This is a genomic window from Streptomyces sp. NPDC059454, assembly GCF_042749965.1.
GTDB lineage: Bacteria > Actinomycetota > Actinomycetes > Streptomycetales > Streptomycetaceae > Streptomyces.
In genome coordinates this window covers 17,950-35,920 of sequence record NZ_JBHYVC010000076.1, presented here as the reverse complement: position 1 = coordinate 35,920, position 17,971 = coordinate 17,950, and the positions used below count along the sequence as shown (strand labels likewise).

The 17,971-nt window shown below is 71.3% G+C and carries 18 protein-coding genes and 1 pseudogene; 13 read left to right on the top strand and 6 right to left on the bottom strand.

Features of this window, described 5'->3' with window-relative positions; translation table 11 throughout:
- Positions 1-43: 43 nt before the first annotated feature.
- Positions 44-904: a zf-HC2 domain-containing protein gene (locus ACFXAE_RS32440; RefSeq protein WP_384722016.1), complete on the bottom strand. Its 861-nt coding sequence runs from the start codon at positions 902-904 to the stop codon at positions 44-46.
- The gene (locus tag ACFXAE_RS32435; protein WP_384722013.1) at positions 901-1,443 is read right to left on the bottom strand and encodes an RNA polymerase sigma factor; all 543 of its coding nucleotides are present in this window, start codon (positions 1,441-1,443) and stop codon (positions 901-903) included. The genes ACFXAE_RS32440 and ACFXAE_RS32435 overlap by 4 nt, the downstream gene beginning before the upstream one ends.
- 109 nt (positions 1,444-1,552) lie before the next feature.
- On the opposite strand from ACFXAE_RS32435, the gene ACFXAE_RS32430 reads away from it, so the two are divergent.
- The 12 genes and pseudogenes from ACFXAE_RS32430 (at position 1,553) to pstB (ending at position 13,998) form a co-directional block, all read left to right on the top strand.
- Positions 1,553-1,960 (top strand): GntR family transcriptional regulator, encoded by a 408-nt coding sequence (locus ACFXAE_RS32430; protein ID WP_384722010.1) that lies wholly within the window; start codon positions 1,553-1,555, stop codon positions 1,958-1,960.
- A pseudogene (locus ACFXAE_RS32425) lies at positions 1,957-2,451 on the top strand (ATP-binding cassette domain-containing protein); the annotation flags it as partial. The gene ACFXAE_RS32430 and the pseudogene ACFXAE_RS32425, both read left to right, overlap by 4 nt.
- A gap of 395 nt (positions 2,452-2,846) precedes the next feature.
- The gene (locus ACFXAE_RS32420) at positions 2,847-3,854 is read left to right on the top strand and encodes an ABC transporter permease (RefSeq protein WP_384722007.1); all 1,008 of its coding nucleotides are present in this window, start codon (positions 2,847-2,849) and stop codon (positions 3,852-3,854) included.
- Between the two features lie 214 nt (positions 3,855-4,068).
- A complete protein-coding gene (locus ACFXAE_RS32415) occupies positions 4,069-6,438 on the top strand; it encodes an RNA degradosome polyphosphate kinase (RefSeq protein ID WP_384722004.1) in 2,370 nt (789 codons plus the stop codon).
- On the top strand, positions 6,419-7,606 hold the full coding sequence (locus tag ACFXAE_RS32410) for a CHAD domain-containing protein (protein ID WP_384722001.1): 1,188 nt from the start codon (positions 6,419-6,421) through the stop codon (positions 7,604-7,606). Before ACFXAE_RS32415 ends, ACFXAE_RS32410 begins: the two co-directional genes overlap by 20 nt.
- A gap of 11 nt (positions 7,607-7,617) precedes the next feature.
- Positions 7,618-8,055, top strand: a complete 438-nt coding sequence (locus ACFXAE_RS32405; protein ID WP_384721998.1) for an NUDIX hydrolase — start codon at positions 7,618-7,620, stop codon at positions 8,053-8,055.
- A gap of 130 nt (positions 8,056-8,185) precedes the next feature.
- Entirely contained in the window at positions 8,186-8,602 is a 417-nt protein-coding gene (locus ACFXAE_RS32400; protein ID WP_384721995.1) for a peptidase inhibitor family I36 protein, read from the top strand.
- Positions 8,599-9,621 (top strand): hypothetical protein, encoded by a 1,023-nt coding sequence (locus ACFXAE_RS32395; RefSeq protein ID WP_384721992.1) that lies wholly within the window; start codon positions 8,599-8,601, stop codon positions 9,619-9,621. The genes ACFXAE_RS32400 and ACFXAE_RS32395 overlap by 4 nt, the downstream gene beginning before the upstream one ends.
- Positions 9,622-9,887: 266 nt before the next feature.
- Positions 9,888-11,012: a phosphate ABC transporter substrate-binding protein PstS gene (gene pstS, locus ACFXAE_RS32390; RefSeq protein WP_384721989.1), complete on the top strand. Its 1,125-nt coding sequence runs from the start codon at positions 9,888-9,890 to the stop codon at positions 11,010-11,012.
- Between the two features lie 104 nt (positions 11,013-11,116).
- Positions 11,117-12,115, top strand: a complete 999-nt coding sequence (gene pstC, locus ACFXAE_RS32385) for a phosphate ABC transporter permease subunit PstC (protein WP_384721986.1) — start codon at positions 11,117-11,119, stop codon at positions 12,113-12,115.
- Positions 12,112-13,167 carry a phosphate ABC transporter permease PstA gene (gene pstA, locus ACFXAE_RS32380; protein WP_384721983.1) on the top strand — a complete coding sequence of 352 codons (1,056 nt, stop codon included), beginning with the start codon at positions 12,112-12,114 and terminating at the stop codon, positions 13,165-13,167. Before pstC ends, pstA begins: the two co-directional genes overlap by 4 nt.
- A 54-nt stretch (positions 13,168-13,221) precedes the next feature.
- On the top strand, positions 13,222-13,998 hold the full coding sequence (pstB, locus tag ACFXAE_RS32375) for a phosphate ABC transporter ATP-binding protein PstB (RefSeq protein ID WP_384721981.1): 777 nt from the start codon (positions 13,222-13,224) through the stop codon (positions 13,996-13,998).
- A 292-nt stretch (positions 13,999-14,290) separates the two neighbouring features.
- Here the strand turns inward: pstB and pitH are convergent, their stop codons facing one another.
- Together pitH and ACFXAE_RS32365 are read right to left on the bottom strand one after the other, a co-directional pair.
- On the bottom strand, positions 14,291-15,289 hold the full coding sequence (pitH, locus tag ACFXAE_RS32370; RefSeq protein ID WP_384721978.1) for a low-affinity phosphate transporter PitH: 999 nt from the start codon (positions 15,287-15,289) through the stop codon (positions 14,291-14,293).
- Between the two features lie 7 nt (positions 15,290-15,296).
- Positions 15,297-15,917: a DUF47 domain-containing protein gene (locus tag ACFXAE_RS32365; protein ID WP_006136311.1), complete on the bottom strand. Its 621-nt coding sequence runs from the start codon at positions 15,915-15,917 to the stop codon at positions 15,297-15,299.
- 239 nt (positions 15,918-16,156) lie between these two features.
- On the opposite strand from ACFXAE_RS32365, the gene ACFXAE_RS32360 reads away from it, so the two are divergent.
- Positions 16,157-16,516, top strand: coding sequence for a metal-sensitive transcriptional regulator (locus tag ACFXAE_RS32360; RefSeq protein ID WP_384721975.1), 360 nt, complete (start codon positions 16,157-16,159; stop codon positions 16,514-16,516).
- Positions 16,517-16,522: 6 nt separating this feature from the next.
- Here the strand turns inward: ACFXAE_RS32360 and ACFXAE_RS32355 are convergent, their stop codons facing one another.
- Positions 16,523-16,708, bottom strand: a complete 186-nt coding sequence (locus ACFXAE_RS32355) for a hypothetical protein (RefSeq protein WP_384721972.1) — start codon at positions 16,706-16,708, stop codon at positions 16,523-16,525.
- An 82-nt stretch (positions 16,709-16,790) separates the two neighbouring features.
- On the bottom strand, positions 16,791-17,627 hold the full coding sequence (locus ACFXAE_RS32350) for a hypothetical protein (RefSeq protein WP_384721969.1): 837 nt from the start codon (positions 17,625-17,627) through the stop codon (positions 16,791-16,793).
- Positions 17,628-17,971: the final 344 nt, after the last annotated feature.

Here is a 17,971-nt window from a genome sequence, read left to right as displayed (position 1 = left end):
GCCGGGGGCCCGGCCGCCCCCTCCGGCGAGCGGCCGGACGGCGTCAGGCCGCGCTTCGGCTGCTGAGGTCGAAGCGGTCCCGGAGCAGGACGAGCAGCCCGGCGGCGAGTACGGCGACCGCGGCCGCCACGCCCTGCCCGGCCGCGGTGAACGGGGCGAGCGGGCCGTCCCCGCCGGCCCGGACGGCGTCCGCCGTGAGCAGCAGCGCGATCCAGCCGCCGCCGACGAGGGACGGGGCGAGCACCGGGCCGAGCCGGGCGGTCAGCGCGAGCCCGGTCGCGGTGAGCGCGAGGGCGGGCAGCAGCCAGGCCAGGGCGCGCAGTCCGTACCCGGGCAGGGCGAGGGTGGCCAGCCCGTTGAGGCCGAGCCCGGCGCCGAGCACCGCCACCGTGCGGATCATCAGCAACCGGAAGCCGTGCGTCGGGGCGACGACCGCCATCTCGTACGTCGGGTCCAGCACGGGCCCGTACGAGAGGGCGACCCCGGCGAGCGGCAGCAGCGGGGCGAGGGCGAGGAAGAGGGTGGGGGAGCCGGTGGTGCCGTACCCGGCGGTGACGGCCACGGTGAGCAGGAGGACGGCGGCGACCGCGCCCAGCCAGGAGCGGCGCAGCGCCGGGGTGGCGGCGAGCAGCCGTGCGGTGTGGTCGGCGATGCCGAGCCGCAGCAGCAGCGACTCCAGGAATCCGGGCCGGGGCGCGTCCAGCTCGGCGTCGAGCCGCTCCCATCCGGCGTCGAGGGCGACGGGGTCGCTCACCTCGGCGAGGACGGTCCGGCAGTGGGCGCAGGCGGTGAGGTGGGTGTCGGCCGACCAGAGCACGGGCGGCTCCAGTTCGGCGCGTGCGTAGGCCCGCAGGTCCGCCTCGGGCACGTGCCAGCCGGTGCCGCCCGTTGTTCCGTACGTCATGCCAGCGCCTCCCGGAGTTGCCTGCGGGCCCGCATCGCCCGCGTCTTGACCGTGCCCGGCGGGATGCCGAGCAGGACGGCGGCCTCACGGGTGGTCAGCCCGTCGACGACCGTGGCCTGGAGCACCGCGCGCAGTTCCGGCGACAGCCGGACCAGCGCACCGGCGAGGTCCCCGTGTTCCACCCCCGCGAGCACGCGCTCCTCCGCCGACGCCTCGTCCCGGTGCCGCAGCCGTGCCAGGGCCTGCCGCAGCCGGCCGCGCGCCCCGGCGCCGCGCAGGGCGTCGACCAGCCGGCGGGAGGCGATCCGCCACAGCCAGCCGGCCACGTCCCCGTCCTCCCGGTAGCGCGCGCTCCCCCGCCACACCGCGAGGAACGTCTCCTGCACGACGTCGTCGACGATCCCCGGGTCGGCGCACCGGCCGCGCATCCGGGCGGTCAGCCACGGCGCGTACCGCCGGTACAGCTCCTCGAAGGCGCTCCGGTCCCCGTCCGCCGCGACGGCGCGCAGCAGCTCCCCGTCGCTTCTCGTTCCGCTCACGTCTCCTCATCGGACGGGCCCCGGCGATCGGTTCACGGGATCACGGTTGACTTTCCCACCCCCCTTGCATCACCCTTTCACTACTTAATTAGTGAAAGGGGGTTGTCAAGTGATCGACTACCGGATCGACCGGCGCAGCGGCGTGGCCACCTACGTCCAGATCGTGCAGCAGACCAAGCAGGCCCTGCGCCTGGGCCTGCTGGAGCCCGGCGACAAGCTGCCCACGGCCCGCGAGGTCGTCGAGGCCACCGCCGTGAACCCCAACACCGTGCTGAAGGCCTACCGCGAACTGGAACGCGAGGGCCTGGTGGAGGCCCGGCGCGGCCTCGGCACCTTCGTACGGCGCTCCCTGGGCGCCGCCCCCGCCGACTCCCCGCTGCGCGCGGAGCTGGAGGACTGGGCGGCGCGGGCCCGCGCGGCCGGCCTGGAGCGCGAGGACGTCGCCGCGTTCTTCACCGCCGTACTCGAAACGCACTACCCCGCACATCCGAACACCCCCCAGGGAGACCCGTCATGACCGTCCCGGCCATCGAGGCAGGCGCGCTCGGCAAGCGCTTCGGCCGGCGCGCCGCATGGGCGCTGCGCGACTGTTCCTTCCGGCTGCCCGCCGGCCGCGTCTGCGCCGTCGTCGGCCCCAACGGCGCGGGGAAGTCGACGCTGCTCGCGATCGCCGCCGGGCTGCTCGCCCCTACCGAGGGCACGATCGCCGTCCTCGGCACGGACCCCGCGGCGGCCCGCCCCCGGGTGGGCTTCGTCGACCAGGACAAGCCGCTGTATCCGCAGCTCACGGTCGACGAGACGCTGCGCATGGGCGCCGATCTGAACCCCGGCCGCTGGGACGCGGACACCGCGCGGCGGATCGTGGCCGGCGGCGACCTGGACCCGGGCAAGCGGATCCGCTCCCTCTCCGGCGGCCAGCGCGCCCGCGTGGCCCTCGCCCTCGCCCTCGCCAAGCGGCCCGAACTGCTGCTCCTGGACGAGCCGATGGCCGACCTCGACCCGCTGGCCCGGCACGAGCTGATGGGCGTACTGATGGGGCAGGCCGCCGCACACGGCACGACGATCGTGATGTCCTCGCACGTCGTCGCCGAGCTGGAGGACTCCTGCGACCACCTGCTGCTGATCGGCGGCGGCCGGGTCCGTCTGGCCGGCGGGATCGATGACCTGCTGGCCGCCCACACCCACGTCTCCGCCCCGGCCATGACGGACCTGGCCCCGCACGACGTCGTGGAGTCCCGCACCACCGGCCGCCGGCTCGGTGCGCTGATCCGCCCGTCCGGCCCGCTGCCCGGCGACTGGCGCACCGGTGCGCCGTCCCTGGAGGAACTCGTCCTGTCCTACCTGCGCAACCCCGAGGCCCCTGCCCCGGCCCCCGCCGCGCCCGACACCACGGAGACCGCCGCATGAGTGCCGCCCCCACCACCCCCGCCCCGGCAGCCACCGACCGCCCCGCCCCCGCGCCCCGGCAGCTGCGCTGGCTGTACCGGCTGCACCGCCCGGCCCTCCTCTCCGGCGCGGCGGTCGTGCTGCTGACCGGCGCGGCCCTGCTCTGGCTCGGCGGCCCGCTCGCCGACGCCTCGGCGGCGGCCTGGAAGCGGTACAACGCCTGTGTCTTCGCCCCGCGCTGCAGCTACGACCAGAGCTCGATCCTGCTCCACAAGGACGTCTACACCTACACGACGATCGCCGTCCTCGCCGTGCCGTTCCTGGTCGCCGCCTGGGCCGGCGGCTCGCTGACCGGCCGCGAGACGGAGTCCGGCACGATCCGCCTCGCCTGGACCCAAGGCGTCTCCCCGGCCCGCTGGCTGGCCTCCCGGCTCGCCTTCCCGGCCGTGCTGACCACCGCCGCGACCGGCCTGCTGGTCTGGCTGCACCGCCTGGCCTGGACGGCGGCCGACGGCCGCGTCGGCACCACCAAGCCCTGGTCCGACTCCGCCACCTTCTACGCCAACGGCACCGTCCCCGTGGCCCTCGCACTGGCCGGACTGGCCGTCGGCGTCCTCACGGGGCTGCTGCTGCGCCGTTCCACGGCCGCGCTCGCCACGGCCGCCGCCGTGCTCGGGGCCCTGTGGGCGGCCGTCCACGCCGCCCTGCCGCACCTGTGGCCCGCGGTCACCGGGACCAACAGCCTGGAGGACGGCCCGACGGGCCCGGGCATCACCGTCTCCCAGGGCCTCCTCACCGCCGGCGGCGACCGGCTGGCCGCGCCCTGCCACAGCAGCATGCTGGAGGGCTGCGGCTCGACCCTGGCCGACCTGGACGCCGTCGGCTTCTACCGCGACTTCCACCCCGCCGGCCACTACTGGCCGCTCCAACTGGTCGCCTCCGGCCTCCTGCTCCTCGTCGCCGTCCTGGTGACGCTCGCCGCGTTCCGGCTGCTGCGCCGCCGCACCGGGAAGGCCACCGGATGAGCGGCACGACCACGACGGCCCCGGCCCGGCCGCCCCGGACGGTGCCGCGCACGCACCGCACGGCCTGACACCCACGCCCGTACGCCCCTCCCGGCGGGGAGGGACGTACGGCTCCCGTCTCCGGGGCCCGCCGGCCCCTGCGAGCCGCCGCCCGATATCCGGGACGTCATGTCTCCGTAACCGTTGATTCAGACAGGCTTGCGACGCTCGGCCAATGAATCCCGCCGCGCCAGAGCCGTCACCGCCCCGAAGGGTGAACGGGGGGAACGGGAACGCCCCAGGGCCACCACCGCTCCCACCCGCGTTCTCCGACGCGCCCGTGACGCCCGCGGCGCGGAACAATGGGGTCATGAGCCAGCCCAACGCCCAGGCACAGGTACAGCACCCGCAGCCCTCCGTGGGCTCCATCGCCGCCCACCGCCCCCACACCGTGGCCGGAACGGTCTCCGACCTGGAACCCGACATCGACGCGGACCTCGACGGCTACGAGGAGGCGCTGGCGGACGGCGCCACCCCGCTCCCGCAGGGCCGCTTCCTCGACCGGGAACGCAGCTGGCTCGCGTTCAACGAACGCGTCCTCGAACTCGCCGAGGACCCCGCCACGCCGCTGCTGGAGCGCGCCAACTTCCTCGCGATCTTCGCCAGCAACCTGGACGAGTTCTTCATGGTCCGGGTGGCCGGACTGAAGCGCCGCATCGCCACCGGTGTCGCCACCCGCTCCGCCTCCGGTCTCCAGCCGCGCGAGGTGCTGGAGATGATCTGGGCCCGCTCCCGCGAGCTGATGGCCCGGCACGCCGCCTGTTACCACGAGGACGTCGCCCCCGCACTCGCGGAGGAGGGCATCCACCTGGTCCGCTGGAACGAGCTGACGGAGAAGGAGCAGGCCCGCCTGTTCACCCTCTTCCGGCACCAGATCTTCCCGGTCCTCACCCCGCTCGCGGTCGACCCCGCGCACCCCTTCCCGTACATATCGGGCCTGTCGCTGAACCTGGCCGTGGTCGTGCGCAACCCGGTCACCGGCCACCGGCACTTCGCCCGGGTCAAGGTGCCGCCGCTGCTCTCCCGCTTCCTGGAGAGCTCCCCCGGCCGGTACGTCCCCCTCGAGGACGTCATCGCCGCACACCTGGAGGAGCTGTTCCCGGGCATGGAGGTGCTGCAGCACCACGCCTTCCGGCTCACCCGCAACGAGGACCTCGAGGTCGAGGAGGACGACACGGAGAACCTGCTCCAGGCCCTGGAGAAGGAGCTCATGCGGCGCCGCTTCGGGCCGCCGGTGCGCCTGGAGGTCGAGGAGTCCATCGACCGCGAGGTGCTGGACCTGCTGGTGCGCGAGCTGAAGGTCGGCGAGGCCGAGGTGTACCCGCTGCCGGGTCCGCTCGACCTCACCGGTCTGTTCCGCATCCACGGCCTGGACCGGCCCGAGCTGAAGTACCCGAAGTTCATCGCCGGCACCCACCGCGACCTGGCGGAGGTCGAGACGGCGTCCCAGCCCGACGTCTTCGCCGCCCTGCGCAGCCGGGACGTGCTGCTGCACCACCCGTACGACTCGTTCTCCACGTCGGTGCAGGCGTTCCTGCAGCAGGCCGCCGAGGATCCCGACGTACTGGCCATCAAGCAGACCCTGTACCGCACGTCGGGCGACTCCCCCATAGTCGACGCGCTCATCGACGCCGCCGAGGCCGGCAAGCAGGTGCTGGTCCTGGTCGAGATCAAGGCGCGCTTCGACGAGCACGCGAACATCAAGTGGGCGCGCAAGCTGGAGGAGGCCGGCTGCCACGTCGTGTACGGCCTGGTCGGTCTGAAGACCCACTGCAAGCTGTCCCTGGTGGTCCGCCAGGAGGGCGAGACGCTCCGGCGGTACAGCCACGTCGGCACCGGCAACTACCACCCGAAGACGGCCCGCCTCTACGAGGACCTCGGGCTGCTCACCGCCGACCCGCAGGTCGGCGCGGACCTCTCCGACCTGTTCAACCGGCTCTCCGGCTACTCCCGCCGCGAGACCTACCGGCGCCTCCTGGTCGCCCCCAAGTCCCTGCGGGACGGCCTGATCTCCCGCATCGACAAGGAGGCCCAGCACCACCGCGCCGGGCGGCCCGCCTACGTCCGCATCAAGGTCAACTCGATGGTCGACGAGGCCGTCATCGACGCCTGCTACCGGGCGTCGCAGGCGGGCGTGCCGGTGGACATCTGGGTGCGCGGCATCTGCGCGATCCGGCCGGGCGTGGCGGGCCTGTCGGAGAACGTGCGGGTACGGTCCGTCCTCGGCCGCTTCCTCGAACACTCCCGCGTGTTCGCCTTCGGCAACGGCGGCGAGCCCGAGGTGTGGTTCGGCAGCGCGGACATGATGCACCGCAATCTCGACCGCCGGATAGAGGCGCTGGTACGGGTCACCGACCCGGCTCACCGGGCGGCCCTGAACCGGATGCTGGAGACCGGCATGTCGGACACCACCCAGTCCTGGCACCTCAGCGCGGACGGCGAGTGGACCCGGCACGCGACGGACGCGGACGGCCAGCCCCTGCGCAACGTCCAGGAGATGCTCATAGACGCCCGGAGGCGCCGGCGTGGCACAGCGACACCTTGACCCGACGGCCGGTCCGGTACCGGCGGACTCCCTGGCCGGCTATCTGCGGGACCAGGCGACCGAGTTCCTCCGCGCGCTGCGCCTCCACCGGGAGACCGGTGCGGGCGCGGCCGCGTCGGAGAGTTCCGTCGAAGCGGCCCGCGCGCTGCGCCGCGCGGCCCGCCGCATCAGCGCCAGTCTGCACACCTTCCAGCCGGTCCTGGACCCCGACTGGTCGGAGGCGATGCGCCCCGAACTGGCCTGGGTCTCCGGCACCCTGGCCCTGGAGCACGCCTGCACGTCCCGCCTGGACCAGCTCCTCCTGGCCCTGCACCGCCTGTCGGGCGCGGCCCCGTTCCCGGCCCAGGGCACGAGCACCCCGGGGGCGGCGAGCGGCACGCCCGGTGAAACCGCCGCCCCGGCCGGCCCCCCGGGCACCGGGAGCGCTCCCGGGCGTGCCGGAAACGGGGCGGGCCCGGCCGCGGCCCGTCCTTCCGCTGCCGTGACGGTCGCCGCCCCCGACCGCAAGATCACCGCCGTGCTCGCCGACCGGGCCGCCCCCGCGCCGGACCGGGGGAACCTGACCGTCGGGGCCGCCAAGGCCGGGGCGCTGCTGGACCGGCAGCTGACGCTGGCCCGGACCCGGGCGCACTCCACCGCGCTCCAGGCCCTCGGCTCCTCCCGGTTCCACGCGGTCGCCGACAAGGTGGCCGTACTCGCCAGCGAGGTGCCGCTGTCCCCGGCGGCGGGCGGCGCCGACCTGCGCACGCTCGCCGACACCGCGCGCGAGCGGCTCGCCGACGCCGTCGCCGCGCTGCCCCTGCTCACCGCGGGCAGCCCGTACAACGCCGAGGCGCTGATCCACGGCCTCTCCCCGGACCCCGCCCCGCATCCGCAGGACGCCCCCTGGCACCAGGTCCGGCTCCTCCTGCGCCTGCACCGCTACGCCCTCGAGGTCCTCCGCGCCGGCCCGGCCCCGGGCCTCCTCGCCGCCGGCGAGGCACTGGACCGGCACCGCGACGCCTCCGAGGCGGCGGCCGCCGCCGCGCAGGCGGCCCGCACCCCGCGGATCGCCCCGGCCACGGCGTACGCGCTGGGCGTGCTCCACGCCGACCAGCGGCATGAGGTGGAGGCGGCGCGGTACGCGTTCCAGCGGTCCTGGCAGAAGGAAACCATCGGCACGTTATAGGGAGGCACACGGTGAGCACCCCGGACTCCGCGACCCACCGCACCCTCACCGTCCAGGCCGCCGGCTGCGTCCTGTGGCGCCGCTCCCCCGTGACCGGCGAGCTCGAACTCTGCCTCGTCCACCGGCCGAAGTACGACGACTGGTCCTGGCCCAAGGGCAAGCTCAAGCGCGGCGAGGACCCGCTGGCCGGCGCCCTGCGCGAGGTCGCCGAGGAGACGGGCCACACGGCCGTCCCGGCCGCCGAACTCCCCAGCGCGCACTACCTGGCGAACGGCCGCCCCAAGCGGGTCCGCTACTGGGCGGCCGAAGCCGTCTCCGGCACGTTCACCCCGAACGACGAGGTCGACCGCGTCCTCTGGCTCTCCGTCGACGAGGCCCGACGGCGCCTCACCGAGGCCCGTGACCAGGCCCTGGTCGACGAGCTGATGCGATCACTCGAACACACGTAGCGGAATGGTTAACACCGTCGGAATGATCACTTCGGCAAGGTCGTCGTGACTCGTGTGCGTGTTGAGATGTGTGTGCACCAACTGGCACGTCACCCCAACTCGGTTCAACCACACGGGAGTTGTCAGCACAATGCACTTCAAGAAGAGCGCTGCGTTCGTCGTGGCCGCGGCCGCGCTGGCCACCGGCGCGGCCATCGCCCCGGCCGCCGCGCAGAACAACGGCGTCTGCACCACCAGCGTCAGCTCGAACCTGTTCGGCGAGCTGTGCCTCTACTACAACTCGGGCCTGTCCGGCTCGCACGCCGACTTCAACGTGCCGACCCGGGACCACGCCGGCTACGTCTTCAGCTCCAGCGGCGCCGGCCAGGGCCAGGCCGTGAAGAACAACGCGGCCTCGGCCACCAACCTCGACACCGACTGCACCGCGAGCGTGTACTACAACAGCGGCTGGAGCGGCCCGGCCGACTACATCCCGGCCCGGTCGTCCGTGTCCCGTTTCACGAACGTCTACAACGAGAACGCCTCCAACCACTGGGAATGCCCGTGAGTCTGCGGCCGCGGGGGCGAGCACTCGTCCCCGCGGCCGCGGCCGTCCTGCTCCTGACGGCCTGCGGCCCCTCGTCCGACGAAGCCGACGCCCCGCGCGCCTCCGGCGAGCCGGCCCGCACCACCCGCGTCGAGCTGGCCGCTCCGCCGGTCCGGCGCCCCATCGACCAGGCCCGGCTGCTGCCCTCCGAGCTGGCCGCGATCGGCCGCGCCGAGTCCATCACCCGCGCCGCCTGCATGCGCCGCTACGGCTTCGACTACCGCGTCGAGTTCACCCGCAGCCTGCATGCGACCATGCCGGACCGCTCCTACGGCGTCATGTCCGAGGACCAGGCCCGTCGCTACGGCTACCACATGGCGCCGGACGTCGACCCGCGGGTTCCTGCCAATACCCGCAAGGAGAGCGACCTCGTCATCTCCGAGCAGCCGAGGACGGCCGAGGACCGCAAGATCCACAACCTGCTCCTCTACGGCACCGCGTCCGACCGCATCACCGGGACGGACGTCGAGCGCCTCGACGGCCCCCGGCCGCCGAGCACCCCCAAGGTCATCGGCGAGTACCGCGACCGGCCGGTCCGCGAGGGCGGCTGCTACGAGGAGGCGCGCACCGCGATCGTCGGCGACGGCGGCAGCGAGCGCAATCCGGTGGCCATGGACATCTACATCACGGCCTTCCAGCAGGCGGAGCGGGATCCGCAGGTCCGCAAGGCCGTCAAGGACTGGTCGTCGTGCATGGCCGCCGCGGGGTACGCGTACGACAGCCCGCTGGACGCCGGCACCGATCTGCCGACCGCACGGAAACCGAGCGCCGACGCGCACGAGAAGACGGTCGCCCTCGCCGACATCGCCTGCAAGGAGAAGACCTCCCTGATCCGCGTCTGGTCCGCCGCCGAGGCCCGTTACGAGCGCCGGGCGATGGAGAAGCGGAAGGAGGCCATCGCCGCGGAGACGGAGCGCAAGGCCGCGATGGTCCGGCGGGCACTCGAGGTCCTGGGCCGCACGGAGGGCGCGGCGAAGTAGGCCGCGTACACCACAGGCCTCCAGGACGGGACCGGCCCGTATCCTTGACGTAAGCGTTCCGTGACCTCACCGCACCGTCCGCAGGGGTTCACCTCACGTTCATTTACGCCCATCGGCGGCTTCACCTGATCTGCCTAATTTCGGCCTTACCGATGCGGTGCGCAGCACGAAAGCGCATCCGCATCATCCAGTCTTGCTCGTCTTCAACGCCACTCCTCGCACGCCGCCGGATTCAGGACGGCGGCTCCTGGAAGGAACTCCCTCAAGTGAAGCTTCAGCGCATGAACCGGCGGGCCCTCGCTCTCGGTGCTCTCGCCGTCTCCAGCGCCCTGACCCTCACGGCGTGCGGCTCCGACGACACTGGTGACAGCGGCAGCGGCGACGCCACCACGAGTGCGCAGGCCGGCAACATCACGTGTGACGACGCCAGTGGCCAGCTCCTCGCCGACGGCTCGTCCGCGCAGAAGAACGCGATCGACGCGTGGGTGAAGCAGTTCACCGCCGCGTGCAAGGGCGTCCAGATCAACTACAAGGGTGGCGGCTCCGGCGCCGGTATCACCGCGTTCACCCAGGGCACGGTCGGCTTCGCCGGCTCGGACTCCGCGCTGGAGCCCGAGGAGATCACCGCCACCAAGGAGGTCTGCTCCGGTGGCCAGGGCATCGACCTGCCGATGGTCGGCGGCCCGATCGCCGTCGCGTACAACCTCGAGGGCGTCGACAACCTCGTCCTGGACGCGCCGACCCTGGCGAAGATCTTCAGCGACAAGATCAAGAACTGGAACGACCCGGCGATCGCGAAGCTGAACCCCGACGCCAAGCTGCCCGACCTCAAGATCCAGGCGTTCCACCGCTCCGAGGACTCCGGCACCACGGACAACTTCACCAAGTACCTGATCGAGACCACCCCGGAGAACTGGAAGTACGAGGGCGGCAAGGCCTGGACGGCCCCCGGCGGCCAGTCCGCGTCCGGCTCCTCCGGTGTCGCCCAGCAGGTCAAGCAGACCAACGGCGCGATCAGCTACATGGAGCTCTCCTACGCCAAGGGCTCCTCCGTGGTCGCCATCGACACGGGCGCCTCCCAGCCCGTCGCGGCCTCGGTCGACGGTGCCACCAAGGCCATCGCGGACGCCAAGGTCGTCGGCACCGGCAAGGACCTGGCCCTGGAGCTGAACTACGCCACCAAGGCCGAGGGCGCCTACCCGATCACCCTGGTCACCTACGAGATCGTCTGCGACAAGGGCAACAAGGCGGAGAGCCTGCCGACCGTCAAGGCGTTCCTGAACTACATCGCCAGCGAGGACGGCCAGAAGGTCCTCGCCGACAACGACTACGCCCCCATGCCCGCCGACATCATCACCAAGGTCCGCAGCACCATCGCGGGCCTGAGCTGACCTGAGTGTGCGGCCCGGTCCCCCCGCGGGACCGGGCCGCACCGTCCGGTGCACCGCCGCCAGGAGCCCCGCGCACAGCAGGGCACCGCAGACCGGAGAACCCGATGGACATAACCACGAAGACACCTCCTCTCCCACCACAGCCGACCGTGGCCGAGCAGAAGCGCACCGTCCGCGGCGCCACCCGCCCCGGAGACCGCGTCTTCCTCGGTCTCGCCCGTGGCTCGGGCATCTTCCTGCTGGTGATCATGGCCGCCATCGCGGTCTTCCTCACCTGGCGTGCCGCCATCGCCATCAGCAAGAACGAGGGCAACTTCCTCACGACCTTCGAGTGGAACACCAGCGGCACCGAGCCGGTCTTCGGCATCGCGGTCCTGGCCTACGGCACGATCATCTCCTCGATCATCGCCATGGTCATCGCGGTCCCGATCGCCGTCGCCATCGCGCTGTTCCTCACCCACTACGCCCCACGCAGGCTGAGCGGCCCGATCGCCTACGTGATCGACCTGCTCGCCGCCGTACCGTCCATCGTGTACGGCCTGTGGGGCGCCCTGATCCTCGTGCCGCACATGAACGGCCTCTTCGGCTGGCTGAACGACTACTTCCGCTGGACCGGCATCTTCTCGTGGGAGGAGGGCCCGGCCCGCTCGATGCTCACCGTCGGCATCCTGCTCGCGATCATGATCCTGCCGATCATCACCAACGTGAGCCGCGAGGTGTTCAAGCAGGTCCCGCGGATGAACGAAGAGGCCGCCCTGGCCCTCGGCGCCACGCGCTGGGAGGTCATCCGGATGTCGGTGCTGCCCTTCGGCCGCTCCGGCGTGATCTCCGCCTCGATGCTCGGCCTCGGCCGCGCGCTCGGCGAGACGATGGCCGTCGCCACCGTGCTCTCCCCGGACTTCCTGATCCACGGCAGCCTGCTCAACGCGGGCGGCGGCACCTTCGCCCAGAACATCGCCAGCAAGTTCGGTGAGGCGAACGAGTTCGGCCGTGACGCGCTGATCGCCTCCGGTCTCGTCCTGTTCGTCATCACCCTGCTGGTCAACGGCGCGGCCCGCATGATCATCGCCCGCCGCAAGGAGTACTCGGGGGCCAACGCATGAGCACCACGATCGTCCAGCGCCCGAGCTCGCTCCAGGGCGCCCGGCTGCCGAAGTGGTCCCCCTGGGCCATCGCCGCGGGTTCGCTCGCCGTCTCCATCGGCCTCGGCCTGGCCACCGGCATCGAGAGCAGGATCCAGTGGGGCCTGATCGCCGCGCTGCTCTTCGTCCTCGGTACGTACTTCATCGCCGCCGGCGTCGAGGGCAAGCGCCAGGCCAGGGACCGCATCGCGACCTCGCTGGTCTGGGTCGCCTTCCTGCTCGCCGTGGTGCCGCTGGTCTCCCTGGTGTGGACGACCGTCGTCCGCGGTGCGAAGGTCCTCGACGGCTACTTCCTGAGCCACTCCATGGGCGTCGTCGCCGACACCGAGCCCGGCGGTGGTATCTACCACGCCATCATCGGCACCGTGGAGCAGGTCGGCATCGCCACCCTGATCGCCGCGCCGATCGGCGTGCTCACCGCGATCTACCTGGTCGAGTACGGCCGCGGTCACCTGGCCCGCGCCGTCACCTTCTTCGTCGATGTGATGACCGGCATCCCGTCGATCGTCGCCGGTCTGTTCATCCTCAGCCTCCTGCTGATCTTCGACATGGGCTTCTCCGGCTTCGCGGGCGCCCTCTCCCTCGCGATCCTGATGATGCCGGTCGTGGTCCGCTCCACGGAGGAGATGCTCAAGCTCGTCCCGAACGAGCTGCGTGAGGCGTCCCTGGCGCTGGGCGTGCCCAAGTGGCGCACCATCCTGAAGGTGGTCCTGCCGACGGCGATCGGCGGTATCACCACCGGTGTGATGCTGGCGGTCGCCCGTATCGCCGGTGAGACCGCACCCGTCCTGCTGCTGGTGTTCGGCAACCCGTTCATCAACAACAACCCCTTCGACGGGGCGCAGGCGTCGCTGCCGCTGTACGTCTACCAGCAGTACGCGAACAGCGCGGGCTCGGAAGCGGCGTACGACCGCGCCTGGGCCGCGGCTCTCACCCTGATCGCCTTCGTGATGATCCTCAACCTGGCGGCTCGCGGCATCGCCCACTGGAAGGCCCCGAAGACCGGTCGCTGACGCGGCCATACAGCGACCGATCGAAAGACTTTCCCGAAAGAAGCAGTGATTCCCATGGCCAAGCGCATAGATGTCAGCGGCCTCAACGCCTACTACGGCTCCTTCCTGGCCATCGAGGACATCTCGATGACCGTCGAGCCCCGCTCCGTGACGGCCTTCATCGGTCCGTCCGGCTGCGGCAAGTCCACCTTCCTGCGCACGCTCAACCGCATGCACGAGGTCACGCCCGGCGGCCGGGTGGACGGCAAGGTCATGCTCGACGACGAGAACCTCTACGGCGTCGGCATCGACCCGGTGTCCGTGCGCCGCGAGGTCGGCATGGTCTTCCAGCGCCCGAACCCGTTCCCGACGATGTCGGTCTACGACAACGTCGCGGCGGGCCTGCGCCTGAACGGCAAGTACAAGAAGTCCCAGCTGGACGACGTCGTCGAGAAGTCCCTCAAGGGCGCCAACCTCTGGAACGAGGTCAAGGACCGCCTGAACAAGCCGGGCTCCGGCCTCTCCGGCGGTCAGCAGCAGCGTCTGTGCATCGCCCGCGCGATCGCGGTCGAGCCGAACGTCCTGCTCATGGACGAGCCCTGCTCCGCCCTCGACCCGATCTCGACGCTCGCCATCGAGGACCTGATCGGCGAGCTGAAGGAGCGCTTCACGATCGTCATCGTGACGCACAACATGCAGCAGGCGGCCCGCGTCTCCGACCGCACCGCCTTCTTCAACCTGTCGGCCGTCGGCCAGCCCGGCAAGCTGATCGAGATCGACGACACGGAGCGGATCTTCTCCAACCCGTCGGTCCAGGCCACGGAGGACTACATCTCCGGCCGCTTCGGCTAGGCCGTAGTACTCCTCGCGGTGCTGCATGGCGGTGCCACCGCGAGGCGCAAAGGGCCCGCCCCCGGCTCCCGGGGGCGGGCCCTTCTCCGTACACACCTGCACATGACTGCCGGCCGGCTGCCGCCCACGTCACCGCGGGCAGTCGTGCCTCCCCCACGGGGAGGCGCCCCCGGGGCGGCACGGGCGGGCGGTGGGGGTACCCCCCGCCCGAGCGCAGTCGGGAGTGGGGGAGGCACCCCGCGAACGCCGGGCTGCGAAACGACCCCCGCCCAGCACCGACACGCGGCACCAGCTACAGAACCAGCAGATTCACCAGCCCGAACGACAACGCGGCCACCGCAGCCGCCGCCGGCATGGTGATGAACCACCCGAGAACGATGTTCTTGGCCACCCCCCACCGCACGGCGTTGACCCGCTTCGTCGCCCCCACACCCATGATCGCCGACGTGATCACATGCGTCGTCGAGATGGGCGCGTGAAACAGGAACGCGGACCCGAACATGATCGACGCGCCCGTCGTCTCCGCGGCGAACCCCTGAGGCGGATCCAACTCAATGATCTTCCGCCCCAACGTCCGCATGATCCGCCACCCACCGGCGTACGTTCCGGCGGACAGCATCACCGCACAAGCGATCTTCACCCACACCGGAATCGGATCGCCGTAGTCCTCGACGTCCGCGATGACCAGCGCCATCACCACGATGCCCATCGTCTTCTGCGCGTCCTGCAGACCGTGCCCCAGCGCCATGCCCGCCGCGGAGACGGTCTGCGCGATCCGGAACCCCCGCTTGGCCTTGTGCGGATTGGCCCGCCGGAAGATCCAGAGGATCACGGTCATCACCAGATAACCGGCGAGCAGACCCACCACCGGTGACACGAACATGGGAATGATGATCTTGTCGACCACCCCGTGCCAGTACACCGTCGTCCCCCCGGCCAGCGCCGCCCCCACCATGCCCCCGAACAGCGCGTGGGACGACGACGACGGCAGCCCGAAGTACCAGGTGATCAGGTTCCAGACGATCGCCCCGACCAGCGCGGCGAAGAGGATCCCCATCCCCTTGGACCCCTCGGGTGTCTGGATCACACCCTCGCTGACGGTCTTGGCGACCCCGGAGCCCATGAACGCACCGGCGAGGTTCATCACGGCCGCCATCGCCAGCGCCGCCCGGGGCGTCAGCGCCCGCGTCGACACGGATGTGGCGATCGCGTTCGCCGAGTCGTGGAAGCCGTTGGTGTAGGTGAAGAAGAGCGCGACCCCGATGGTCACGACCAGAGCGAAGGTGTCCATGAAGGGCTCAGGACTCCTTGACGGCGATGGTCTCCACCGTGTTCGCCACGTGCTCGAAGGCGTCGGCCGCCTCCTCCAGTACGTCCACGATCTGCTTGAGCTTCAGCACCTCGATCGCGTCGTACTTGCCGTTGAAGAGGTGGGCCAGCAGCTTGCGGTGGATCTGGTCGGCCTGGTTCTCCAGCCGGTTGACCTCGATCCAGTACTCGGTGAGGTTCTCCATGGTGCGCAGGTGCGGCATGGCCTCCGCGGTCAGTTCCGCGGCCCGCGCCAGGACCTCGATCTGCTGCTCGACGCCCTTGGGCAGTTCCTCGACGTTGTAGAGGACGACCAGGTCGACGGCCTCCTCCATGAAGTCCATGATGTCGTCGAGGGACGACGCGAGGGAGTAGATGTCCTCGCGGTCGAACGGCGTGATGAACGAGGAGTTCAACTGGTGGAAGATCGCATGCGTGGCGTCGTCACCTGCGTGTTCCGCGGCCCGCATACGCTCTGCGATCTCGGCCCGGGCGGAGGGGTCCGCCCCGAGCAATTCCATCAGGAGTTTCGAGCCCGTGACGATGTTGTCCGCGGACGCGGCGAACATGTCGTAGAAGCTCGTCTCCCTGGGGGTCAGACGAAAGCGCACGTGGGGTCCTCGGTGAGCATCGGTTTCGGTCAGGCTGATGCTAGGCGCATCATCCGGCCGCGACTAACGGGCCGCCCACCAGTGTCGCCCATCAGGCAGAGTGATGAGCACGGGGGCGGTCCGAGGTCCGTTTCCGGCCGCAGCGCATGTCATCGGCCAAGAGGCCTATACCCAGCAAAGTTCGCTACCATATACCCGCCAGGGGTATATGTCGCCCGCCAGTGCACCAGGAGGACGCGATGACGACCACCGAGACCGGCGCGAACGCGCCCTCCTCCCCGGACGCGACGGACATCGTGACCGATCACGACCGCGGCATCCACGGCTACCACCAGCAGAAGCAGGAGCACCTCAAACGCCTGCGCCGCATCGAGGGCCAGATTCGCGGCCTGCAACGCATGGTCGACGAGGACGTGTACTGCATCGACATACTCACCCAGGTGTCCGCCTCCACCAAGGCACTGCAGTCGTTCGCGCTGCAACTGCTGGAGGAGCACCTGCGCCACTGCGTCGCGGACGCGGCCGTCAAGGGCGGCGACGAGATCGACGCGAAGGTCAAGGAGGCGACGCAGGCCATCGCCCGCATGCTCCGGACCTGACCGGCTTCAGCGCCCGGGGGACTCGGCCCGTGCCTCGGCCACCCTCAGCACCTCGTCGATGCTCTCCAGGCTGAGCCGCTCCTCGGCATTGGAGGCGGCGATGATCAGCTCTCCGCAGAGTTCGATCTCGGCGAGCGCCACGTGGTCCTGAACCGGAACCGTCCCACCGCCGAGCGGTGCCACGCGCCTCACCTCGTCCCTGTCGTCACCGACTTCCTAGAGTAGGGAGCGCCCTACACACCGCGCATGGCACGGAAGGGCTAGTTCAGGCCGGTCACTCCCGGCCCCGTTCCTCGGCGATCCGGCCCGCGTAGATGTCCTCGCCCTCGGGAATCCGCACGTCGGCCGGTACCCCGAAGTCGTACAGCAGCGTGGTCGAGGCGACCGCGACGGGCCGGACCTGCCGGCCGTTGACGAAACTGAACCGGTGCCGGAGCTTGCGGATCCGCCCCTCGTCGTCGAGGTAGGCGTCGAACGGCACCCGCGCGGTGGCGAACCCCTTCGCCGCCGCGCCCAGCGCCTCCCGGTTCGCGTCCGAGGCATTCCGCGAGGCCTGCCGCAGGTCGGCGGTCCCCCGGTAGTGGCGCACCTTCGTCCCGGCGACCTCGGTCCGCCCCACGAACGTCGCCGACCGTGTCCCGCGCAGCACCTCGGCGGCGGCGAACGGATCGGTGGCCCCGCCGGTGACGAGGTTCCCGTCGGACAGCGTCCCGGTGTCCACCCGCACCCACTTGTCGGCGGGCACGCCGGCCCCCCGGTTCTTCATGAACAGCGCTCCGGGAGCGAGCAGTTCGGTAATGGGCCGCCGGACGACCTTCCCGGCCGGATCCTGCGGCAGCAGCACCTTCAGCCGCCCGAGCCGCTTGCGGTAGTCGTACACTCCCTCGCCCCGGATGGTGACCCGGGTCCCACCGGTCGCCATCTCCAGGGACGTACGCGCCTTGGAACTTCCGGCGTCCACGAGCGCGTCGGCGGCCTGCCGCAGCACCCGCACCGGATCCCCGGCGGGAACCCCCTGGGTCACGGCGTCGCTTCTCGCGCAGCCCACGGCCCCGAGCCCCAGACAGCACACCGCCCCGAATCCAGCCACCGCGCCGCGCATCCGAGCCATGTCCGGTTAACGACCGGTAAGGAGCACCGTCACGCCGACGAGCGGGGCGTTACCGTGGTCGGCGTGCCGCACCAGGACGACGATCCGACTCCCGCCCACCACATCACGACCACCACCGAACAGGGCCCTTTCTGCACGGCCCACTGCACCTGCGGCTGGCGAGGCCCGGCCAGAAGAGCCAGAAGCCAGGCAAGAAAAGACGCCCAGAACCACACGGGTGAGTGACGAGCCCCTCCGTCACCGCGGGCAATCGTGCCGCGTCACCACGGGCAGTCGTGCCTCCCCCCGTGCCTTGAATGCCTGGGAGGCACCCCCAGGACGGCACGGGTGGGCGGTGGGGGTAC